The sequence below is a fragment of the Labrenzia sp. THAF187b genome (genome assembly GCF_009363375.1).
Taxonomy (GTDB): Bacteria; Pseudomonadota; Alphaproteobacteria; order Rhizobiales; family Stappiaceae; genus Roseibium; species Roseibium algicola.
On record NZ_CP045344.1, the window covers coordinates 882,412 to 899,076 of the forward strand.

General features: G+C 60.2%; 17 protein-coding genes. 8 read left to right on the plus strand and 9 right to left on the minus strand.

Annotated elements, in window-relative coordinates:
* Window positions 1-2: 2 nt before the first annotated feature.
* The 6 genes from FIV03_RS04090 to dnaK all read right to left on the minus strand — a co-directional run bounded on the left by FIV03_RS04090 (window position 3) and on the right by dnaK (window position 5,947).
* Window positions 3-521, minus strand: coding sequence for a GNAT family N-acetyltransferase (locus FIV03_RS04090; protein ID WP_152508750.1), 519 nt, complete (start codon window positions 519-521; stop codon window positions 3-5).
* Window positions 522-527: 6 nt separating this feature from the next.
* On the minus strand, window positions 528-1,088 hold the full coding sequence (gene hslV / locus FIV03_RS04095) for an ATP-dependent protease subunit HslV (protein WP_006935406.1): 561 nt from the start codon (window positions 1,086-1,088) through the stop codon (window positions 528-530).
* A gap of 174 nt (window positions 1,089-1,262) precedes the next feature.
* Window positions 1,263-1,838, minus strand: coding sequence for an NAD(P)H-dependent oxidoreductase (locus tag FIV03_RS04100; RefSeq protein WP_055657064.1), 576 nt, complete (start codon window positions 1,836-1,838; stop codon window positions 1,263-1,265).
* Between the two features lie 125 nt (window positions 1,839-1,963).
* Window positions 1,964-2,626, minus strand: a complete 663-nt coding sequence (locus tag FIV03_RS04105; RefSeq protein WP_083660359.1) for an rRNA adenine N-6-methyltransferase family protein — start codon at window positions 2,624-2,626, stop codon at window positions 1,964-1,966.
* Window positions 2,627-2,731: 105 nt separating this feature from the next.
* Entirely contained in the window at window positions 2,732-3,862 is a 1,131-nt protein-coding gene (gene dnaJ, locus FIV03_RS04110) for a molecular chaperone DnaJ (RefSeq protein WP_152508751.1), read from the minus strand.
* A 162-nt stretch (window positions 3,863-4,024) separates the two neighbouring features.
* On the minus strand, window positions 4,025-5,947 hold the full coding sequence (gene dnaK, locus FIV03_RS04115) for a molecular chaperone DnaK (RefSeq protein WP_022999135.1): 1,923 nt from the start codon (window positions 5,945-5,947) through the stop codon (window positions 4,025-4,027).
* Window positions 5,948-6,302: 355 nt separating this feature from the next.
* Between dnaK and FIV03_RS04120 the strand changes: the two genes are divergently transcribed.
* Together FIV03_RS04120 and FIV03_RS04125 are read left to right on the plus strand one after the other, a co-directional pair.
* Window positions 6,303-7,136, plus strand: a complete 834-nt coding sequence (locus tag FIV03_RS04120; RefSeq protein ID WP_152508752.1) for a hypothetical protein — start codon at window positions 6,303-6,305, stop codon at window positions 7,134-7,136.
* 19 nt (window positions 7,137-7,155) lie between these two features.
* A complete protein-coding gene (locus tag FIV03_RS04125) occupies window positions 7,156-7,779 on the plus strand; it encodes an alpha-ketoglutarate-dependent dioxygenase AlkB (protein ID WP_152511815.1) in 624 nt (207 codons plus the stop codon).
* Between the two features lie 4 nt (window positions 7,780-7,783).
* On the opposite strand, the gene FIV03_RS04130 is transcribed toward FIV03_RS04125, so the two are convergent.
* Window positions 7,784-8,254, minus strand: a complete 471-nt coding sequence (locus FIV03_RS04130) for an OsmC family protein (protein WP_152508753.1) — start codon at window positions 8,252-8,254, stop codon at window positions 7,784-7,786.
* Window positions 8,255-8,336: 82 nt separating this feature from the next.
* On the opposite strand from FIV03_RS04130, the gene FIV03_RS04135 reads away from it, so the two are divergent.
* A complete protein-coding gene (locus FIV03_RS04135) occupies window positions 8,337-8,957 on the plus strand; it encodes a GntR family transcriptional regulator (protein WP_152508754.1) in 621 nt (206 codons plus the stop codon).
* A gap of 23 nt (window positions 8,958-8,980) precedes the next feature.
* Here FIV03_RS04135 and ubiB read toward each other — a convergent pair whose 3' ends face one another.
* Window positions 8,981-10,561: a 2-polyprenylphenol 6-hydroxylase gene (ubiB, locus tag FIV03_RS04140; RefSeq protein ID WP_152508755.1), complete on the minus strand. Its 1,581-nt coding sequence runs from the start codon at window positions 10,559-10,561 to the stop codon at window positions 8,981-8,983.
* Between the two features lie 3 nt (window positions 10,562-10,564).
* Entirely contained in the window at window positions 10,565-11,314 is a 750-nt protein-coding gene (ubiE, locus tag FIV03_RS04145) for a bifunctional demethylmenaquinone methyltransferase/2-methoxy-6-polyprenyl-1,4-benzoquinol methylase UbiE (RefSeq protein WP_031268716.1), read from the minus strand.
* Window positions 11,315-11,609: 295 nt separating this feature from the next.
* Here ubiE and mutM point away from each other — a divergent pair, with 295 nt between their 5' ends.
* From mutM to dnaA, 5 genes are all read left to right on the plus strand, one after another.
* The gene (gene mutM / locus FIV03_RS04150; protein WP_152508756.1) at window positions 11,610-12,503 is read left to right on the plus strand and encodes a bifunctional DNA-formamidopyrimidine glycosylase/DNA-(apurinic or apyrimidinic site) lyase; all 894 of its coding nucleotides are present in this window, start codon (window positions 11,610-11,612) and stop codon (window positions 12,501-12,503) included.
* Between the two features lie 155 nt (window positions 12,504-12,658).
* Window positions 12,659-13,432 carry an enoyl-CoA hydratase gene (locus FIV03_RS04155; RefSeq protein WP_022999145.1) on the plus strand — a complete coding sequence of 258 codons (774 nt, stop codon included), beginning with the start codon at window positions 12,659-12,661 and terminating at the stop codon, window positions 13,430-13,432.
* 175 nt (window positions 13,433-13,607) lie between these two features.
* On the plus strand, window positions 13,608-13,874 hold the full coding sequence (rpsT, locus tag FIV03_RS04160) for a 30S ribosomal protein S20 (protein WP_022999146.1): 267 nt from the start codon (window positions 13,608-13,610) through the stop codon (window positions 13,872-13,874).
* 674 nt (window positions 13,875-14,548) lie between these two features.
* The gene (locus FIV03_RS04165) at window positions 14,549-14,959 is read left to right on the plus strand and encodes a rhodanese-like domain-containing protein (RefSeq protein ID WP_152508757.1); all 411 of its coding nucleotides are present in this window, start codon (window positions 14,549-14,551) and stop codon (window positions 14,957-14,959) included.
* Window positions 14,960-15,113: 154 nt separating this feature from the next.
* Window positions 15,114-16,589: a chromosomal replication initiator protein DnaA gene (gene dnaA / locus FIV03_RS04170; RefSeq protein ID WP_075281739.1), complete on the plus strand. Its 1,476-nt coding sequence runs from the start codon at window positions 15,114-15,116 to the stop codon at window positions 16,587-16,589.
* The last annotated feature ends 76 nt before the right edge of the window (window positions 16,590-16,665 follow it).

A 16,665-nucleotide genomic window follows, 5' to 3' on the forward strand; every position in this document is an offset into this window, starting at 1 on the left:
GTTTAAGACACGCCTTCTTTACTTACGAGTTCCATCAGCAGGCAGTCGCCGGTGCGTCCCAGAAGCGCTTCGATCTCCTGAAAGCCCGCCTTGCGATAGGCCTTCAGGGCCCTGAGATTGGCCGGATCCGGATCGATGATGATCCGTTCGTGACCTTCCTCGCGCAACTGGCGGACAAACGCCTGCAAAGTTCTTGTTCCAAGTCCCCGGGACAGATCTTCCTCGAATGCAATCGAGAGGTCGACACCGACGGCCTCTGCCGGCAGCCGCTCCAGCCAGGGATAATCCGCCGCAAATGCGCTTCCCTGCTGATCGCCGACAAACCAGGCCTGGATATAGCCCTTGTCGATGCCGTCTTCCTGGAAGATGAAGGGCCGGGTCGTATCCCTGCCTTCGACCATGTCCCGGATGTTGCTCAACTCTTCGTCCGGATCGCCCCACCATTGCCGCCAGTGCGGCCGCGCCAACCAATTCGCCAGCGTGGGCAAATCGTCGGCGGTGACGGGGCGAAACGAAATCATCGGCCCCTACTCGGCCGTATCCAGCGACTCGACCGTCACGCTGGCGTTCGTGTAAACGCAGATTTCGGCTGCAACCGCCATCGCCTTGCGGGCTATGGTTTCTGCGTCATAGTCGGTATCTGCCAGGGCACGTCCGGCCGCGAGTGCATAGTTGCCGCCAGAACCGATACCCATGACACCCCCTTCGGGCTCCAGAACGTCGCCGGTACCGGTCAGCACCAGCGACACGTTCTTGTCGGCCACCAGCATCATCGCTTCCAGCCGGCGCAGATAGCGGTCGGTCCGCCAGTCCTTGGCAAGTTCCACGCAGGCGCGCATCAATTGGCCGGGATACTGTTCCAGCTTCGCTTCAAGGCGCTCGAACAGGGTGAAGGCATCGGCGGTTGCACCGGCGAAACCGGCAATAACCTCGCCCTTGGCCAGCAGGCGTACCTTGCGGGCGGTGTGCTTGATCACTGTCTGGCCGAGGGAGACCTGGCCGTCACCGGCGATCACCACCTTGCCACCCTTGCGCACCATCATGATCGTCGTACCGTGCCACTGGGCCGGTTCGCGCGTTTCGCTCATTCAATCCTCTTGGCAATCTTCATGGTCATCTTGTCTGCCGCCCTATGTAGGCGGCAAATCCGGTATTTCCAAGCAGTCAATGGGATGCGGCCCTGTTAAGCCCGGCTATGGAGCCGGCCGAAATCGGCTCAAGACACACATTTTCAGTGCGATTTCGGCCGGCAATTCGAAACCTCAGTGCGACATCTCGATCCGGGTTGCCCGCAAAAGTGCGTCCACCAGCTTGTCGAGCTGGCCGCCTGCCCGTTCATCGGAAAGTTCGCCCTTGTCGTCGAACGCGCCCGCCGCTTTCGGTACGGCCACCATCTGCGGCAGGACCATTGCTCCAAGGCCGACTTCCAGAATGGTGCGCATGCCGATCAGACCGCGCATGCCACCGAACGCGCCGGTCGAAGCTGCACCGAGCGCAAAGACCTTGGTCTTGTAGGGATCGCCCGGTTCCTTCACGCGGCTGATCCAGTCCAGAGTGTTTTTCAGCAGCGGCGAGATGCCGGCGTTATATTCCGGACAGGACAGAAAAATGCCATCCTGCGCCAGGAACAAGCGTTTGAGTTTCCTGGCATTTTCCGGAACGCCATTCGTATCTTCCAGATCGCCGTCGTAGATCGGCAACGGATAGTCCTTCAGCGACAGATGCGTCACCTGAGCATCCAGGATCGCAAGTTTCTTGGCGGCCAGCGCCGTCAGTCTGCCGTTGAAGGAACCGCTTCGGACCGAGCCCGAGCAAACGAGGATCTTCGGATTGCGCATCAGAACCTACCCTACAAATGTCCGGCTCGCGCGTAGCACCGCGGTGAACCGCCTGAGGGCAAGTTTAGGGCGCTTTTCGGGAAATGGGAGTGCTTCCTGCCCGCTGTCCCCTGCCGTCTGAACCTTCAATGGGCCTTGCGGTAAACCCAGACGCGTGCCGGAGGCAGGTTTTTCCAGACCCAGTCCGAACTGAAGACGGAGACAGAGCGGTTGTCCGGTTTCACCGGAGCGACCAGCCCGTAGGAAAACTGGATGAAGGGCGCGCCCGGCTTCAGAATTTCCAGAGCTTCCGCCAGCAGCGCCTTGCGGACCGTTTCCGGTCGCGTCAGCAGCGGCAGGGACGAGACGATGCCGTCAAGCGAATGGCGCTGGTCTTCCGCTGCTGACAGCGTATCGCCGGCGCGCGAAAGGGTGGCGCCAAGGGCGTAGGCATCACCCTGGACAATTTTCAGGCCGGGGTATCTGCGGGTCAGCAGTTCGCAAAATTCCGGGCAATACTCGATGAGCCTGAGCTGCTGGGAGGAAAATCCGCGATCCAGAATCGCCTTCGTGACGACGCCGGTTCCCGGCCCGAGTTCCACAACTCTTGAATGGGGACGCGGTGTCAGAAAGGAGGCCATCTTGGCGGCGAGCTCGGGCCCGGAAGGGGCGACGGCACCGGTTCGAAGCGGGTTCTGGGCCCAGGAACGGATGAATTTGACTTCATCGAGCACCTTCGCCCGAACGGCACTTGCCTTCTCAAGCTTTTCCCGAAAAGCTTCCCGGCGCGAGCTATTGCGTTTCAGCATCTTTCCTCACTCACATCCCCCACGCGGGGAATATAGGAGTGATTGCAATAAGATGCCATGGGCAAGCGCACATATTGCACGCATACGTCACCCTTTGCAGACTGCTTATGCACCGAGATTATCGATGAAATCCTTCACCTTGGAGAAAAACCCAGCCGATTCAGGATGGTTTTCACCGGAGGATTCCTTCTCGAATTCCGCCAGAAGCTCACGTTGGCGCCGGGTCAGATTGGTCGGTGTTTCGACCGTGACCTGAATATACATGTCGCCGTGCTGGCTGGAACGCATGATCGGCATGCCCTTGCCGCGCAAACGGAACTGCTTTCCGGTCTGGGTGCCTTCGGGCACCTTCACGCGGCTGGTAGACCCTTCGACCGTCGGCACGTCGAACTGACCGCCCAGTGTCGCGGTCGACATGGAAATCGGCACGCGGCAGTAAAGATCGGCGCCATCGCGCTGGAAAAGCTCGTGCGGCCTTATGGAGAGGAAGATATAGAGATCGCCCGCGGGGCCACCGCGCACGCCTGCTTCACCCTCGCCTGCCAGCCGAATACGGGTTCCGTCCTCGATACCGGCCGGAATGTTGACCGATAGCGTGCGCTCCTGGGTCTTGCGTCCGGAGCCGCTACAGCTTTCGCACGGATCGGTAATCACCTGGCCGCGTCCCTGACAGCTCGGACAGGTGCGTTCCAGCGTGAAGAAGCCCTGCGCGGCACGCACGCGGCCTGCCCCGCCACAGGTGCGGCAGGTCGTCGGGCTGGTTCCGGGCTTTGCGCCCGAACCGGAGCAGTCGTCACAGGTAACGCTGGTGGGAACCTCTATCTCCACCGTCTTTCCGGTGAAGGCATCCTCCAGCGTGATATCCAGATTGTAGCGCAGGTCCGCACCGCGCTCGCGTCCGCCCGACCGGCGGCTACCGCCGCCACCCATGCCGAAGAATTCCTCGAAGATATCGGACATGGTGGAGGAAAAATCGTGGGCGCCGGCACCGCCGCCGCCAAAACCACCGTTTTCGAAGGCCGCATGGCCGAAACGGTCATAGGCTGCACGCTTCTGGCTGTCCTTCAGCGTGTCATAGGCCTCGTTGACTTCCTTGAACTTGGCTTCGGCGGCCTCGTCACCCGGATTGCGGTCCGGGTGAAATTGCATGGCCATCTTGCGGTAGGCGCTTTTCAGCGCTTTTTCGTCCGCCTCACGCGAAACACCCAGCACCTCATAGAAATCACGTTTCGACATCAAGATCTTCCGGTCTTGTTGTTGCACCGCCGGCGGCCTGGCAAATGCCGGCGCCAATTACGGCGAAGGCGCCGCGCACAAGTGCCCTTTCATCAGGCAGTCGAGCGACCGGCGCCAGGATTGGACCAGCCAGCCGGTTACCGGCTGGCTGGTATTTTTCGGTTATGCGGATTTTTTGTCGTCGTCTTCTTTGACTTCTTCAAAATCCGCATCAACGACATCGTCTTCGGCCTTGGCTTTCGGATCGGCTTCCTCGCCGTCTTCTGCCTGGGCGTCAGCCTGAGCTGCCTGATACATGGCTTCGCCAAGTTTCATGGAAGCTTCTGCCAGAGCCTGGGTCTTGGCCTTGATGTCTTCCAGGTCTTCACCTTCAAGAGCAGACTTCAGGGAGGCGAGCGCGGTCTCGATTGCGGACTTGTCGTCCTCGGAAACCTTGTCGCCGTAATCCTTCAGGGACTTGTCGGTGGAGTGCACCAGGGATTCGCCCTGGTTCTTGGCTTCCACCAGTTCCTTCCGCTTCTTGTCCTCATCGGCGTGGGATTCAGCGTCCTTGATCATCTGGTCGATGTCGCTGTCGCTGAGGCCGCCGGAGGCCTGGATGCGGATCTGCTGTTCCTTGCCGGTGCCCTTGTCCTTCGCGGACACGTTGACGATACCGTTGGCGTCGATGTCGAAGGTGACTTCGATCTGCGGAACGCCGCGCGGTGCCGGCGGCAGGCCGACCAGGTCGAACTGACCGAGGATCTTGTTGTCCGCAGCCATTTCGCGCTCACCCTGGAAGACACGGATGGTCACGGCCGTCTGATTGTCTTCAGCGGTCGAGAACACCTGGCTCTTCTTGGTCGGGATCGTCGTGTTGCGGTCGATCAGACGGGTGAAGACACCGCCAAGCGTTTCGATGCCGAGCGACAGCGGGGTCACGTCGAGCAGCAGAACGTCCTTGACGTCGCCCTGCAGAACGCCGGCCTGGATCGCAGCGCCCATGGCCACGACTTCGTCCGGGTTCACACCCTTGTGCGGGTCCTTGCCGAAGAAGGTCTTCACGGTTTCCTGGATCTTCGGCATGCGGGTCATGCCGCCGACCAGAACCACTTCGTCGATTTCACCCGGAGCAAGACCTGCGTCCTTCAGAGCGGCTTTCATCGGCTCGATGGTGCGCTTGACCAGATCCTCAACCAGCGACTCGAACTTGGCGCGGGTGAGTTTCAGCGTCAGGTGCTTCGGACCGGAAGCGTCCGCCGTGATGAACGGCAGGTTGATTTCGGTCTGGGAAGAGGACGACAGTTCGATCTTCGCCTTTTCCGCAGCTTCCTTCAGGCGCTGCAGGGCCAGCTTGTCGTTCTTCAGGTCGATGCCCTGGTCCTTCTTGAACTCGGACGCGAGGTAGTCGACGAGAACCATGTCGAAGTCTTCACCGCCGAGGAAGGTGTCGCCGTTGGTGGACTTCACTTCGAAGACACCGTCGCCGATTTCCAGGACGGAGACGTCGAACGTACCGCCACCAAGGTCATAGACCGCGATGGTTTTACCGTCGTTCTTGTCGAGACCGTAGGCAAGCGCTGCTGCCGTCGGCTCGTTGATGATGCGCAGGACTTCAAGACCCGCGATCTTGCCGGCATCCTTGGTTGCCTGGCGCTGCGCGTCGTTGAAGTATGCCGGAACGGTGATGACCGCCTGGGTCACTTTTTCGCCGAGATAGCTCTCTGCGGTTTCCTTCATCTTCTGAAGGATGAAAGCGGACACCTGGGACGGGGAGTATTTGTCGCCGTTGGCTTCCACCCATGCGTCGCCATTGTCGGCCTTGACGATCTCGAACGGGACAAGCTTCTTGTCCTTGTCGACGGTCGGATCGCTGTACCGGCGACCGATCAGGCGCTTGACTGCAAAAAGGGTGTTGGTCGGGTTCGTGACCGCCTGGCGTTTTGCCGGCTGGCCGACGAGACGCTCGCCATCGTCGGAGAAGGCCACCATCGACGGGGTGGTGCGGGCGCCTTCTGCGTTTTCAATTACCTTGGAATCCTTGCCGTCCATTACGGCGACGCACGAGTTCGTCGTGCCGAGGTCGATACCAATGACCTTTGCCATATCTGCCTCTCTTTCTAGCAAACCGGATAGACCCAAAAAGGCGTCATTCCGGCTCCTCTCAGTTGGGTTCCGGGTTCCCCCGGACATCGCGCCTGAACGCTAGGCTCATGATTTGGCGCGAAGCTTGACCGCTATATAGGTGGATGAAACTTTGCCTGCAAGACATCTGTCCACTGACATTTCACAGACCTTCCGTTCTTCGCCGATATTTCTTCCCAGATCGTTACCAGCATTGTCAGCTTTGCGAATTCCACATGCAATCGGCACATGGAGACGAGGTTTTGCTCAAACCTTGCGGACAATACGGCTAACATCGCCCCGTCACCGCGATACCAACGCGGAAAGGAGACCTGAATTGCAAGATCCCAGCCTCTGGAATCGGCTTCAAGCCTGCCACCCGGACGAAGTGGAAGCGGATTTCCCGTTCTCCGCGCGCCTTGCCCGAGACAATGGCTGGAGCAAAAGCTTTGCGGGGCGGGTCGTTGTCGAATATCTGCGGTTTGCCTATCTCAGCCGGCTTGGTAAAGGCATCGTGACGCCGAGCGACGAAGTGGACCAGGCCTGGCATCTGCACCTGACCTACACCAGACATTACTGGGGCCCCTTCAAGGAAGCGCTCGAAGGTCCGCTGCATCACATGCCGACAAAAGGCGGCCCGGAACAGGAAGTCCGGTTCCGGCAGGCCTATGCAAGAACACTCCGGCTTTACCGGTCGGAATTCGGCGAACCGCCTGTGGACATCTGGCCACCGGAGGAAATCCGGTTCGGCAAGGCGCCGGGCTTTGTCCGCGTGAATGCGCAGGATGTGTGGATCATCCGCAAGCCGGACTGGCCGAACCAGCTCGCAAGACAAGCCGGGAAGGTTGCGAATGCGCCCACCGCAGTTCACTGCGCCCTGCTGGCCGCCATATCTCTGCTTCTAGGCACCAGGCTGGCCTTCGCCCATGGCGAGGCGCAAGGCGATACCCTCATCGAGAGACTGCGCAACATGGTCTGGCACTGGGCCACCATGCACACGGCCGAATTCCTGATTTCCCTGTTCATCATCGCCGTGGTGCTGATCATCCTCTTCAAGAAATCGACCGGTGGAAATTCTTCCGGATGCAGTTCAGGCTGCGGCACCAGCAGCAGCGGTGACGGAGGCGGCGGTGGCAGCTCCGGCTGCAGCGGTTGCGGCGGGGGCGACTGACGACCGGCGACAATTGACCATGCAGGAAAATCCCATAAACGGCCTGAGCGGGCTTTACTATCTGCCGGGTTATTTCGACCGCGAGGGCCAGGAACAGCTCCTGGCACATATCCGAGCGATCGTCGCCGAAGCGCCCTTGTTCCAGCCGGTAATGCCGAAAACCGGAAAGCCCTTTTCGGTGCGCATGAGCAACTGCGGGCCGCTCGGCTGGGTGTCGGATATCCGAGGCTATCGCTACCAGCCGGCGCACCCCGAAACCGGCCGGCCATGGCCAGCCATGCCGGATGCCTTGACGCACCTGTGGAAGGACGTTGCCGGTGCGGCGCCACCACCCGAAGCCTGCCTGATCAATTTCTATGATCCCAGCGCCCGCATGGGCCTGCACCAGGACAGGGATGAACAGATGTTCGAAGCCCCGGTCGTCTCGGTTTCCCTGGGAGACACTGCGACCTTCCGTGTTGGCGGCGTGAACAGGAAGGATCCTACCAAATCCTTCCGCCTTCAATCCGGTGACGTCGTCGTACTCGGCGGCGAGGCTCGACTGGCCTTTCACGGTATCGATCGCGTGTTGAAGGGAACTTCGACGCTTCTGAAAAACGGCGGCCGCATCAACCTGACCCTTCGGCGCGTCACGCCACCCTGAATTCTTACGTTTCCACGTAGGTTGCCTCGAAGCTCACCGGAAAATTTACCGAGCGGGCGATGAAGCAGACCTTGTGGATCTCGTGGTGGATCGCGTCGGCCGTTGCCAGGTCCGTACCCTTGGGCACGGTGATGACCGGCTTCAGCACAGCGCGCAGAAAACGGCCGGCTCCGGAAGGCTCGGTTTCCCCCGTCGCATCCGGCACGTCCTCGTATCCCATGACGGCAATGCCAGCATCGCTTGCCAGATGCAGATACCAGAGCATGTGGCAGCTCGCCAGGGAGGACAGGAGCAAGTCCTCCGGATTATGGAGCGCGGGATTTCCGCCCAGTAGCGGGTCGTTCGAACAGGAAACCGGAGGCTTTCCAGGTGTTCGTATCTCCCAGGTTCGGTCATAGGACCTGTAGCTCTTCGTCCCCTCGCCCCGGTTTCCCGTCCAGTGGATGAGGGATGTGTAGACGTGCTCTTTGCTCATGCTTCCTCCAAAATGTATACATTTATACATTTTTGATTTACAGGCTGCTGTCAAGGCTCTATTGAAAATTTCGGGAGGTGCCATGTCCGCAGAAAAAATCGCAGCCACGCTCGAAACCGATATCGTCTCCGGGATCTTCCGGCCGGGTGAGGAACTGAAACAGGGAGAGCTTGCTGCCCGCTTTTCGGTCAGTCGCATTCCCGTGCGCGACGCCCTGCAGCTGATGGCCGCACGGGGCCTGATCGACCTTGAGCGCAATCGACGGGCTCGAGTGATCAGTCTTACCCCCGCGGAGATTGATGAGGTCTACCATCTGCGCGTGCTTCTGGAGACCGATTGCCTACGGCAATCAATCCAGCGGCTGGAAGCGGACGATCTTGTGAATATCGAAGCAGCCCTTGCCCACTCCAGCATAGACGCGGCAACCGACCGTTGGGCCGACGGCGACTGGGCCTTTCACAAGAGCCTTTATATGCCTGCAAGACGCCCAAGAGAGCTGGCGATGATCGAGGATCTTCGGCGGACCTGCCGCATTCACATTGCCGGCTACGGCGTCCTGCCGACGCTCACCGACAGGTGGCTGAAGGACCATGAAGAGCTGGTGGCAGCGATGAAATCACGCACGGAAGACCAGGCGGCAGACATTCTGGCCCGCCATATCGCGGACGCGCGGCAGACATTGCTGGACGCAATGCCCGGCTGAACCTTCAGCGTGCCAACCGAGCCTCAGAAAAGCATGTAGGTCGCCACGACCGCACAGGCTGCAATGACCCACAAGGCAGCCCGCCCCGAGCGGGTGTGACGTGCCTCTGCACGGCCAATTGCTTCTGCGGTCTCGTCATCGAACCTGAGGCCGCCCTGTGTCATCCTTTCCAGCTCTTCCGACATCCGACCGATCCTGTCGGCAAAGAGCGGCATGTCGTTGGCAATGCGCGCCAGTGCCGACAGCGCATCGCCGGCATCACGCAGTTTGCCGACCGGACCAAGGTTGTCCTTGATCCAGGTGCCGACAACGGGTTCCGCCGTCCGCCACATGTCGAGATTGGGATTGAGCGAACGCGCCACGCCTTCGACCACAACCATGGTCTTCTGCAACATGATCAGCTGGGTCTGGGTGCTCATCTCGAAGAGTTCCGTCACTTCGAACAGCTGGGTCAGCAGGCGGGCCATGGAGATTTCGCTGGCATCGTGACCGTGGATAGGCTCGCCGATGGCACGGATCGCCTGGGCGAACATGTCGACATCCTGATGCGCAGGCACATAGCCGGCCTCGAAATGCACCTCCGCCACCCGTCTGTAGTTGCGGGTGATGAAGCCGAACAGGATTTCTGCCAGAAACCGGCGTTCGCGCTTGTTGAGACGGCCGATGATGCCGAAGTCGACGGCAACCAGGGTGCCGTCGGGCTCAACGAAGAGATTGCCCTGGTGCATGTCTGCATGAAAGAAGCCGTCGCGCAGCGTGTGGCGCAGGAAGCTCTGGATGACGGCAGCCCCCAGCGCTTCCAGGTCATGGCCATCTTCCTTGAGACCCTCGACGTCCGACATCTTGCGGCCGTCGATCCATTCCATGGTCAACACGCCCTTGGCGGTGCGCAGCCACTCGACAGCCGGAACGCGGAACCCCGGATCGTCAGCGGTGTTCTCGGCCATTTCCGACAGGGCCGCGGCCTCCAGGCGGAAGTCCATTTCCATCGCGACCGACTGGGCCAGCGTGTCCACGACCGCGACCGGCCGAAGGCGCCGTGAGGGCGGATGGAACCTTTCGGCCAGGCGGGCAACGAGATAGTAGCTTTCAAGATCGCGCTGGAAGCGGCGGGAAACGCCCGGCCGCAGCACCTTGACCGCAACCTTTCGCTCCGTGCCGTCCTGATCGATGATCACGGCCGGATGAACCTGGGCAATCGAGGCGGCGGCAACGGCTTCGCCGAAGGACACGAAGACCTCATCCAGCGGCTTGCCGAGCTGCTCGGCCACCGCGGCGCAGGCCGCATCATGATCGAACGCCGGCAACCGGTCCTGAAGGGCTGACAGTTCGCGTGCGGCTTCCTTGCCGACCACATCGGCCCGGGTCGCCAGGAACTGGCCAAGCTTCACATAGGACGGTCCAAGCTTGTTCAGCGCGTCGGACAGACGAAGGTCTGCCCGCTTGTTGCGAACCGACCGGCGCTCCAGAAGCCGCGCCATGGCAATGGCGAACCGAGGCCCGGCTGGCAGGTCCGGAAGCGAAACGAGGCCGAAAACGCCCTCGCGCGCCATCACGAAACCCGCCCGCGCCAGGCGGAGAAAAGGCATCACGGGAAGGGCCATGTATCAGAGTTTCCAGCCGTAATGCAGGGCGGCGATACCGCCGGAATAGTTGCGGTAGCCGACACGCTCGAACCCGGCTTCGCGGATCATGTCCGCAAAGCGTTCCTGGTTCGGGAAATTGCGGATCGATTCCACCAGATACTTGTAAGGGTCACCGTCCCCTGTTACCCAGCGGCCCATGGCCGGGATCGCGTTGAAGGAAAAGGTGTCATAGACCTTGTCGAGCATCGGCACGTCGACTTCGGAGAACTCCAGACACATGAAGCGGCCACCCCGCTTCAGGACCCTGCGCGCTTCCCGCAGCGCCTTGGGAATATCCGGGACGTTGCGGATGCCGAAGGCAATCGTATAGGCATCGAAACTCTTGTCGGGAAACGGCAGTTCCTCGGCATTGCCCTGGCTGAAAGTAATGAGATCCGACAGACCGGCCTTTTCGGCCCGGTCGCGGCCGACGCCGAGCATGCTTTCGTTAATGTCGCATACCACGGCACGGGCCGTGTCGTTGGACCGGCGAACCACACGGGTGGCGATGTCGCCGGTTCCGCCGGCCACATCCAGCAGCCGCCAGTTGGAGGCAGCTGTCTTGGGCGGTGCCAGGAACGAGACCATGGCGTCCTTCCAGACCCGGTGAAGGCCGCCGGACATGAGGTCGTTCATGAGGTCGTAGCGCTCGGCAACCTTGTGAAACACATCGTCCACCAGCGCCTGCTTTTGCCCTTCGGCAACCTTGGTAAAGCCGAAACTGGTCGGCATTTCTTCCGGTGCGCGGTTCGACCTGGCCGAATGCCCCTGTGCCTGTTGCGTCATGAAAGCGCCTCCAAGATCACCCCGCGCCGCGCCAAGACTGCCGGGCGGCGGCGGGTTCGATCACTTCTTACCCGTTGGACAAGCCACCTGTTGAAAGAGCTGGCGGATTGCCGTTTCGAAACTATCTTCAAAGTGCGCCGGACCATAGTACAAGCCATTGGCAAGCGCTATCTGTGCCGGCCACCAAAAACCATATGCCGCAGGCCTATAGCCTGCCATGACAGCGGATACCAGACCTCTCATGCCCGAACTCCCGGAAGTCGAAACCGTCAAGCGCGGCCTTGCCCCCACTTTCGAAGGGGCTCTGATTGCCAAGGTCGACCAGAACCGGCCCGATCTGCGCTTTCCTTTTCCGGACGGTTTCGCCGACCGCTTGACCGGACGACGGCTGACCGTGCTGTCGCGCCGGTCGAAATACCTGTTGGGCGATGTCGACAGCGGCGATGTTCTGGTCATGCACCTTGGCATGTCTGGATCGTTCCGGATCGAAAACGATCTTTCCGAGGATACGCCAGGTGCCTTTGCCCATGCGCGCAGCAAGGACCCGAAACACGACCACGTCGTCTTCCATCTGGAGACCGTTGACGGCGGGCGAGCCCGGATCGTCTACAACGACCCGCGCCGGTTCGGCTTCATGGATCTCATTGCCCGTCCCGTGCTCGCAGACCATCCCTTTTTCCGTGAGCTCGGCCTGGAGCCACTCGGCAACGACCTTGGCGGCGAAACACTGGCGCGGCTTTTCAATGGCCGGAAGACACCGCTGAAGGCGGCCCTGCTCAACCAGAAACTGATTGCGGGCCTTGGCAACATATATGTGTGCGAAGCGCTCTGGCGCACCGGGCTCAGCCCGGAACGGGCTGCCGGCACGCTGGTGACGAAAACAGGCAAGCCGACAAAAAAGGCGGAAGAACTGGCCGCCAATATCCGCGCCACCCTGGAAGACGCCATCCGGGCGGGCGGGTCCTCGCTGCGCGATCACACCCAGGCAGACGGCACACTTGGCTACTTTCAGCACTCGTTTGCCGTCTACGACCGCGAAGGCCAAGCCTGCCGGACACCAGGCTGCAAGGGCACCGTCGCCCGGCTGGTCCAGTCCAACCGGTCAACCTTCCACTGCCCGGCCTGCCAGAGCTGACTTGTCCTATCGGTCAAGCTTGCCAGACCCGCCCGACCTCGGGTAGGCATTGCCGGTGAAGTACACGTCCAGGAAACCGCAGGCACCAGGAGCCGGGCTCGAGAAAGACCTGGTCATCCGGCCCGGCGCGGTTTCCAGCACTGGGAGCGGGCAACATGGGATATGAGAACATCCGCGTCGAAAAACGCGGAAAAGTCGGTCTGATCACTCTGGATCGGCCAAAAGCCTTGAATGCACTCAATTCGGCCCTGGTTGCCGAACTCGGCACGGCGCTTGACGGGTTCGATGCGGACGAGCGGATCGGCTGTATCGTCATCACCGGTTCGGAAAAGGCCTTTGCCGCCGGTGCCGACATCAAGGAAATGCAGCCGCACAATTTTTCGTCCGCCTATCAGACGGACCTGATCACGCCCTTCGACCGGGTTTCGCGCAACCGCAAGCCGATCATCGCCGCCGTGGCGGGCTATGCGCTTGGCGGCGGCTGCGAGCTGGCCATGCTTTGCGACTTCATCATTGCCGCGGACACGGCCAAGTTCGGCCAGCCGGAAATCACGCTCGGCGTTATTCCGGGTGCCGGCGGCACCCAGCGTCTGACGCGGTTCGTCGGCAAGTCCAAAGCCATGGAAATGGTGCTGACCGGCCGCATGATGGACGCGGAAGAAGCCGAGCGCAGCGGTCTCGTCAGCCGTATCGTTCCGGCGGACGACCTGCTTGAAGAAGCGCTGAAAGCGGCTGAAAAGATCGCCGATTTCTCTCTGCCTGTCGTCATGATGGCCAAGGAAAGTGTCGACCGGGCCTATGAAACCACCCTGTCGGAAGGCGTCCGCTTCGAACGGCGCGTGTTCCAGGCCCTCTTTGCCCTGGAAGACCAGAACGAAGGCATGAGCGCCTTCACCGAAAAACGTACGCCGCAGTTCCGGAACAAATAAACTACGGCGTTCAACGATAAAGCCGTTGACGGCGTCCGAAAGCGCGATTATAAGCAGCGCCCAATCGGTGGCGGTTTTCCGCCGCCGTTGTTTTTTGATCGGGTCTTGCAGCTTTGGCTCCCTTGTCCCGATCGCCACCGGACACTAGTCCCAATTACCGATCAGGATAGAGCCCATGGCCAACACACCATCGGCCAAGAAGGCGGCCCGCAAGATTGCCCGCCGGACGGCCACGAACAAAGACCGTCGCAGCCGCGTGCGCACGTTCCTGCGCAAGGTTGAGGAAGCAATTGCTTCCGGCGATCAGGCCGCTGCAAACGAAGCCTTCAAGGTTGCGCAGCCGGAAATCATGCGTGCTGCCGGCAAAGGCACGATGCATGCCAACACGGCCTCCCGGAAGGTTTCCCGCCTCAATGCCCGTATCAAGGCACTCAGCGCGTAACCGACCCGTCATACGACCGTTAAAAAGACCCGGCCACAGTGCCGGGTTTTTTTTAGCCACGCAATTTTGTGGATGACGAAATTTGACAACTCATACGCGCAATATTGCAATTTCTACCGAGTATAATAGTGTCAGGAAAAACGTTTATTTTTCAGATATTTACGCACATGTACCATTGAGAGAAGGCGATCAATCCGGATTCGATACGAGTCAAGCTATCAGTTCCGAAATTTTTTTTGAAATTGTTGTTTTTGAAATGTGACAGGGCGCTTCAGAGCGAAAAGTCATTGCGGTAAAACACATTTGCTCGCTCGCCAGCAGGGGCCAAAAACACAGTGACGCGGGGGGAGAAACCAGCACTTTCCGCCATTCGCAAAAACCCGCTGTTGCCCCTTCGGTCGCGGTCTGTATATTAACAATACGGCTGGCGGGTAAGACCAGCGACCAACTTAAAAACGGTGCTTGGAAAACAATGAAAAAGTTAAACCGGACCATCGCTGAGCACATCAAATCCAGTTCACGGAATGAATACGTTAGCGTATTCGAACACTCAGGCATTTAGCCTGAAGTAACCTACTTCTTTCTCAAGAAAATCTTGAAGAATACTTTTGATCAATAGCGTCACGCTATTGAAGGGGGCGGCTTTGCAATTTCAGGGTGGATATGCAGGAAACGTGACTTCGCAGGAGGCCTTTGACGGCCTTGCCGGGCAGCAGGAAGCAACTCTTATCGACGTGCGCACACAGGCCGAATGGTCCTTTGTCGGGGTGCCGGACCTTCGTCCGCTCGGCAAGGAGCCGATCCTGGCCGAATGGCAGAGCTTTCCGTCGACCGGACCCAATCCGGCATTCGCGGAATCGGTTTCTGATGTTCTGGTCAAAAAAGGACTTGACCGGAACGCGCCAATCTATTTCTTGTGCCGCTCCGGAGCACGGAGCCAAGCAGCTGCGATCGCCCTGACGCAGGCCGGCTTTACGCAGTGCTTCAATATCTCCGATGGTTTCGAGGGCCCACTCGGCCCGGATGGCCACCGTGGGACCCAGTCCGGCTGGAAGGCCGCCGGATTGCCCTGGATTCAAAGTTAGTTACCCTGCCCATCGACAGGGTCAGGTGAAGGGAGATTTTCCTTCGCCATATAAATAACCGTCCCAAAAGGGACATTATAATGCTGCAAAAGCAGCAAGGCGTCGAAGAACGGCTGTGGCGGACTGTTCTTCACATTTACAGGAGGCAGATAACATGCAGGTTCAGGAGGCAGGCGGCTCCGAACAGTGGAAACGGGTGAAGAAGCAGCTTCGCGCAGAATTGGGCGATGATGTTTTTACCAGCTGGTTTGCACGTGTAGACCTCGAGGAACATCAGGACGGCACCGTTCGTCTGTCTGTTCCGACCCGGTTTTTGAAGCAGTGGATTCAGAACAATTACAACGATCAGCTGATGGGCCTCTGGCAGCGTGAATGTGACAACGTTCATCGCATCGAACTGACGGTACGCGGCGCAATCCGCCCACGTCAGGCCCCGATTGCCAAGCCGAGCCTCGCAGCACCCCAGGGCAGCAAGCCGGCGACTGCAGAAACCCGCTCCGACGCACTTTCCGACGCGGCACAGGTAACCCGGGCCCAGGCGGCAACCGCGGCTCTCGGCCGAGGTGAGACCAGCTCGGACAACGCTCGTGACGTCCTGCAAGGTGCGGCGCTCGATCCGAAATACACATTCGAGACCTTTGTCGAAGGCGAGTCCAACAATCTGGCCCTGGCTGCGGCCCGGCAGGTTGCCGCCGGCGGCGCGGTCACATTCAATCCGCTTTACCTGCATGCCTCCGTCGGTCTGGGCAAGACCCACCTGATGCAGGCCGTGGCCGCAAAGGCCCGGGCGTCCGGTCGCAAGGTGCTCTACCTGACGGCCGAGCACTTCATGTACAAATTCGTTGCCGCCCTGAAGTCCCAGTCCGCACTGGCCTTCAAGGAGAACCTGCGCACGATCGATCTTCTGCTGATTGACGACATGCAGTTCCTGCACGGCAAGCAGGTGCAGCAGGAGTTCTGCCACACCCTCAACGCCCTCATCGACGGGGCCCGCCAGGTGATCGTGGCCGCAGACCGCGCGCCTTCCGAACTTGATACTCTCGACGACCGTGTCCGCTCACGCCTGTCCGGCGGTCTGGTGGTCGGTATTCAGGAACCGGATTTCGCACTGCGCCGGAACATCCTGGCCACACGCGTCGATACGGCCCGCAAGACCTACCCGCAATTCGATGTTCCGGAAGGTGTGCTGGATTATGTCGCGCGTCATGTTGCCTCCTCCGGCCGCGACCTTGAAGGCGCGCTCAACCGGCTGATCGCGCACAACCAGCTGACCAACCAGCCGATCACGCAGGAAATGGCCGAGATGACCCTGCGCGACCTGGTTCGCTCCAGCGAGCCGCGCCGGGTGAAGATCGAGGACATCCAGCGGGTGGTCTCCAAGCATTATAATGTCACCAAGGCGGATCTGCTGTCGGCCCGGCGTACCCGGACCATCGTTCGCCCGCGCCAGATCGCCATGTATCTTGCCAAGGTGATGACCCCGCGCTCACTGCCGGAAATCGGTCGCCGGTTCGGCAACCGGGATCACACAACGGTTCTGCACGCTGTCCGCAAGATCGAGGAAATGGCGCGTGCCGACTATGCCCTGGCGCAGGAGCTGGAACTGCTCAAGCGCATGCTTGACGCCTGAGGCGGCAAACTTCGGAAACGGGCCTTTTGCGGATGTCTGCCTGAATTCAAACGGGCATCCGCCAGCCTGATCCCGG

Coding starts and splice junctions, on each gene's coding strand:
- FIV03_RS04090 (WP_152508750.1), bottom strand. CDS start 521: ATGATTTCGTTTCGCCCCGTCACCGCCGACGATTTGCCCACGCTGGCG.
- hslV (WP_006935406.1), bottom strand. CDS start 1,088: ATGAGCGAAACGCGCGAACCGGCCCAGTGGCACGGTACGACGATCATG.
- FIV03_RS04100 (WP_055657064.1), bottom strand. CDS start 1,838: ATGCGCAATCCGAAGATCCTCGTTTGCTCGGGCTCGGTCCGAAGCGGT.
- FIV03_RS04105 (WP_083660359.1), bottom strand. CDS start 2,626: ATGCTGAAACGCAATAGCTCGCGCCGGGAAGCTTTTCGGGAAAAGCTT.
- dnaJ (WP_152508751.1), bottom strand. CDS start 3,862: ATGTCGAAACGTGATTTCTATGAGGTGCTGGGTGTTTCGCGTGAGGCG.
- dnaK (WP_022999135.1), bottom strand. CDS start 5,947: ATGGCAAAGGTCATTGGTATCGACCTCGGCACGACGAACTCGTGCGTC.
- FIV03_RS04125 (WP_152511815.1), top strand. CDS start 7,156: ATGCAGGAAAATCCCATAAACGGCCTGAGCGGGCTTTACTATCTGCCG.
- FIV03_RS04130 (WP_152508753.1), bottom strand. CDS start 8,254: ATGAGCAAAGAGCACGTCTACACATCCCTCATCCACTGGACGGGAAAC.
- FIV03_RS04135 (WP_152508754.1), top strand. CDS start 8,337: ATGTCCGCAGAAAAAATCGCAGCCACGCTCGAAACCGATATCGTCTCC.
- ubiB (WP_152508755.1), bottom strand. CDS start 10,561: ATGGCCCTTCCCGTGATGCCTTTTCTCCGCCTGGCGCGGGCGGGTTTC.
- ubiE (WP_031268716.1), bottom strand. CDS start 11,314: ATGCCGACCAGTTTCGGCTTTACCAAGGTTGCCGAAGGGCAAAAGCAG.
- mutM (WP_152508756.1), top strand. CDS start 11,610: ATGCCCGAACTCCCGGAAGTCGAAACCGTCAAGCGCGGCCTTGCCCCC.
- FIV03_RS04155 (WP_022999145.1), top strand. CDS start 12,659: ATGGGATATGAGAACATCCGCGTCGAAAAACGCGGAAAAGTCGGTCTG.
- rpsT (WP_022999146.1), top strand. CDS start 13,608: ATGGCCAACACACCATCGGCCAAGAAGGCGGCCCGCAAGATTGCCCGC.
- dnaA (WP_075281739.1), top strand. CDS start 15,114: ATGCAGGTTCAGGAGGCAGGCGGCTCCGAACAGTGGAAACGGGTGAAG.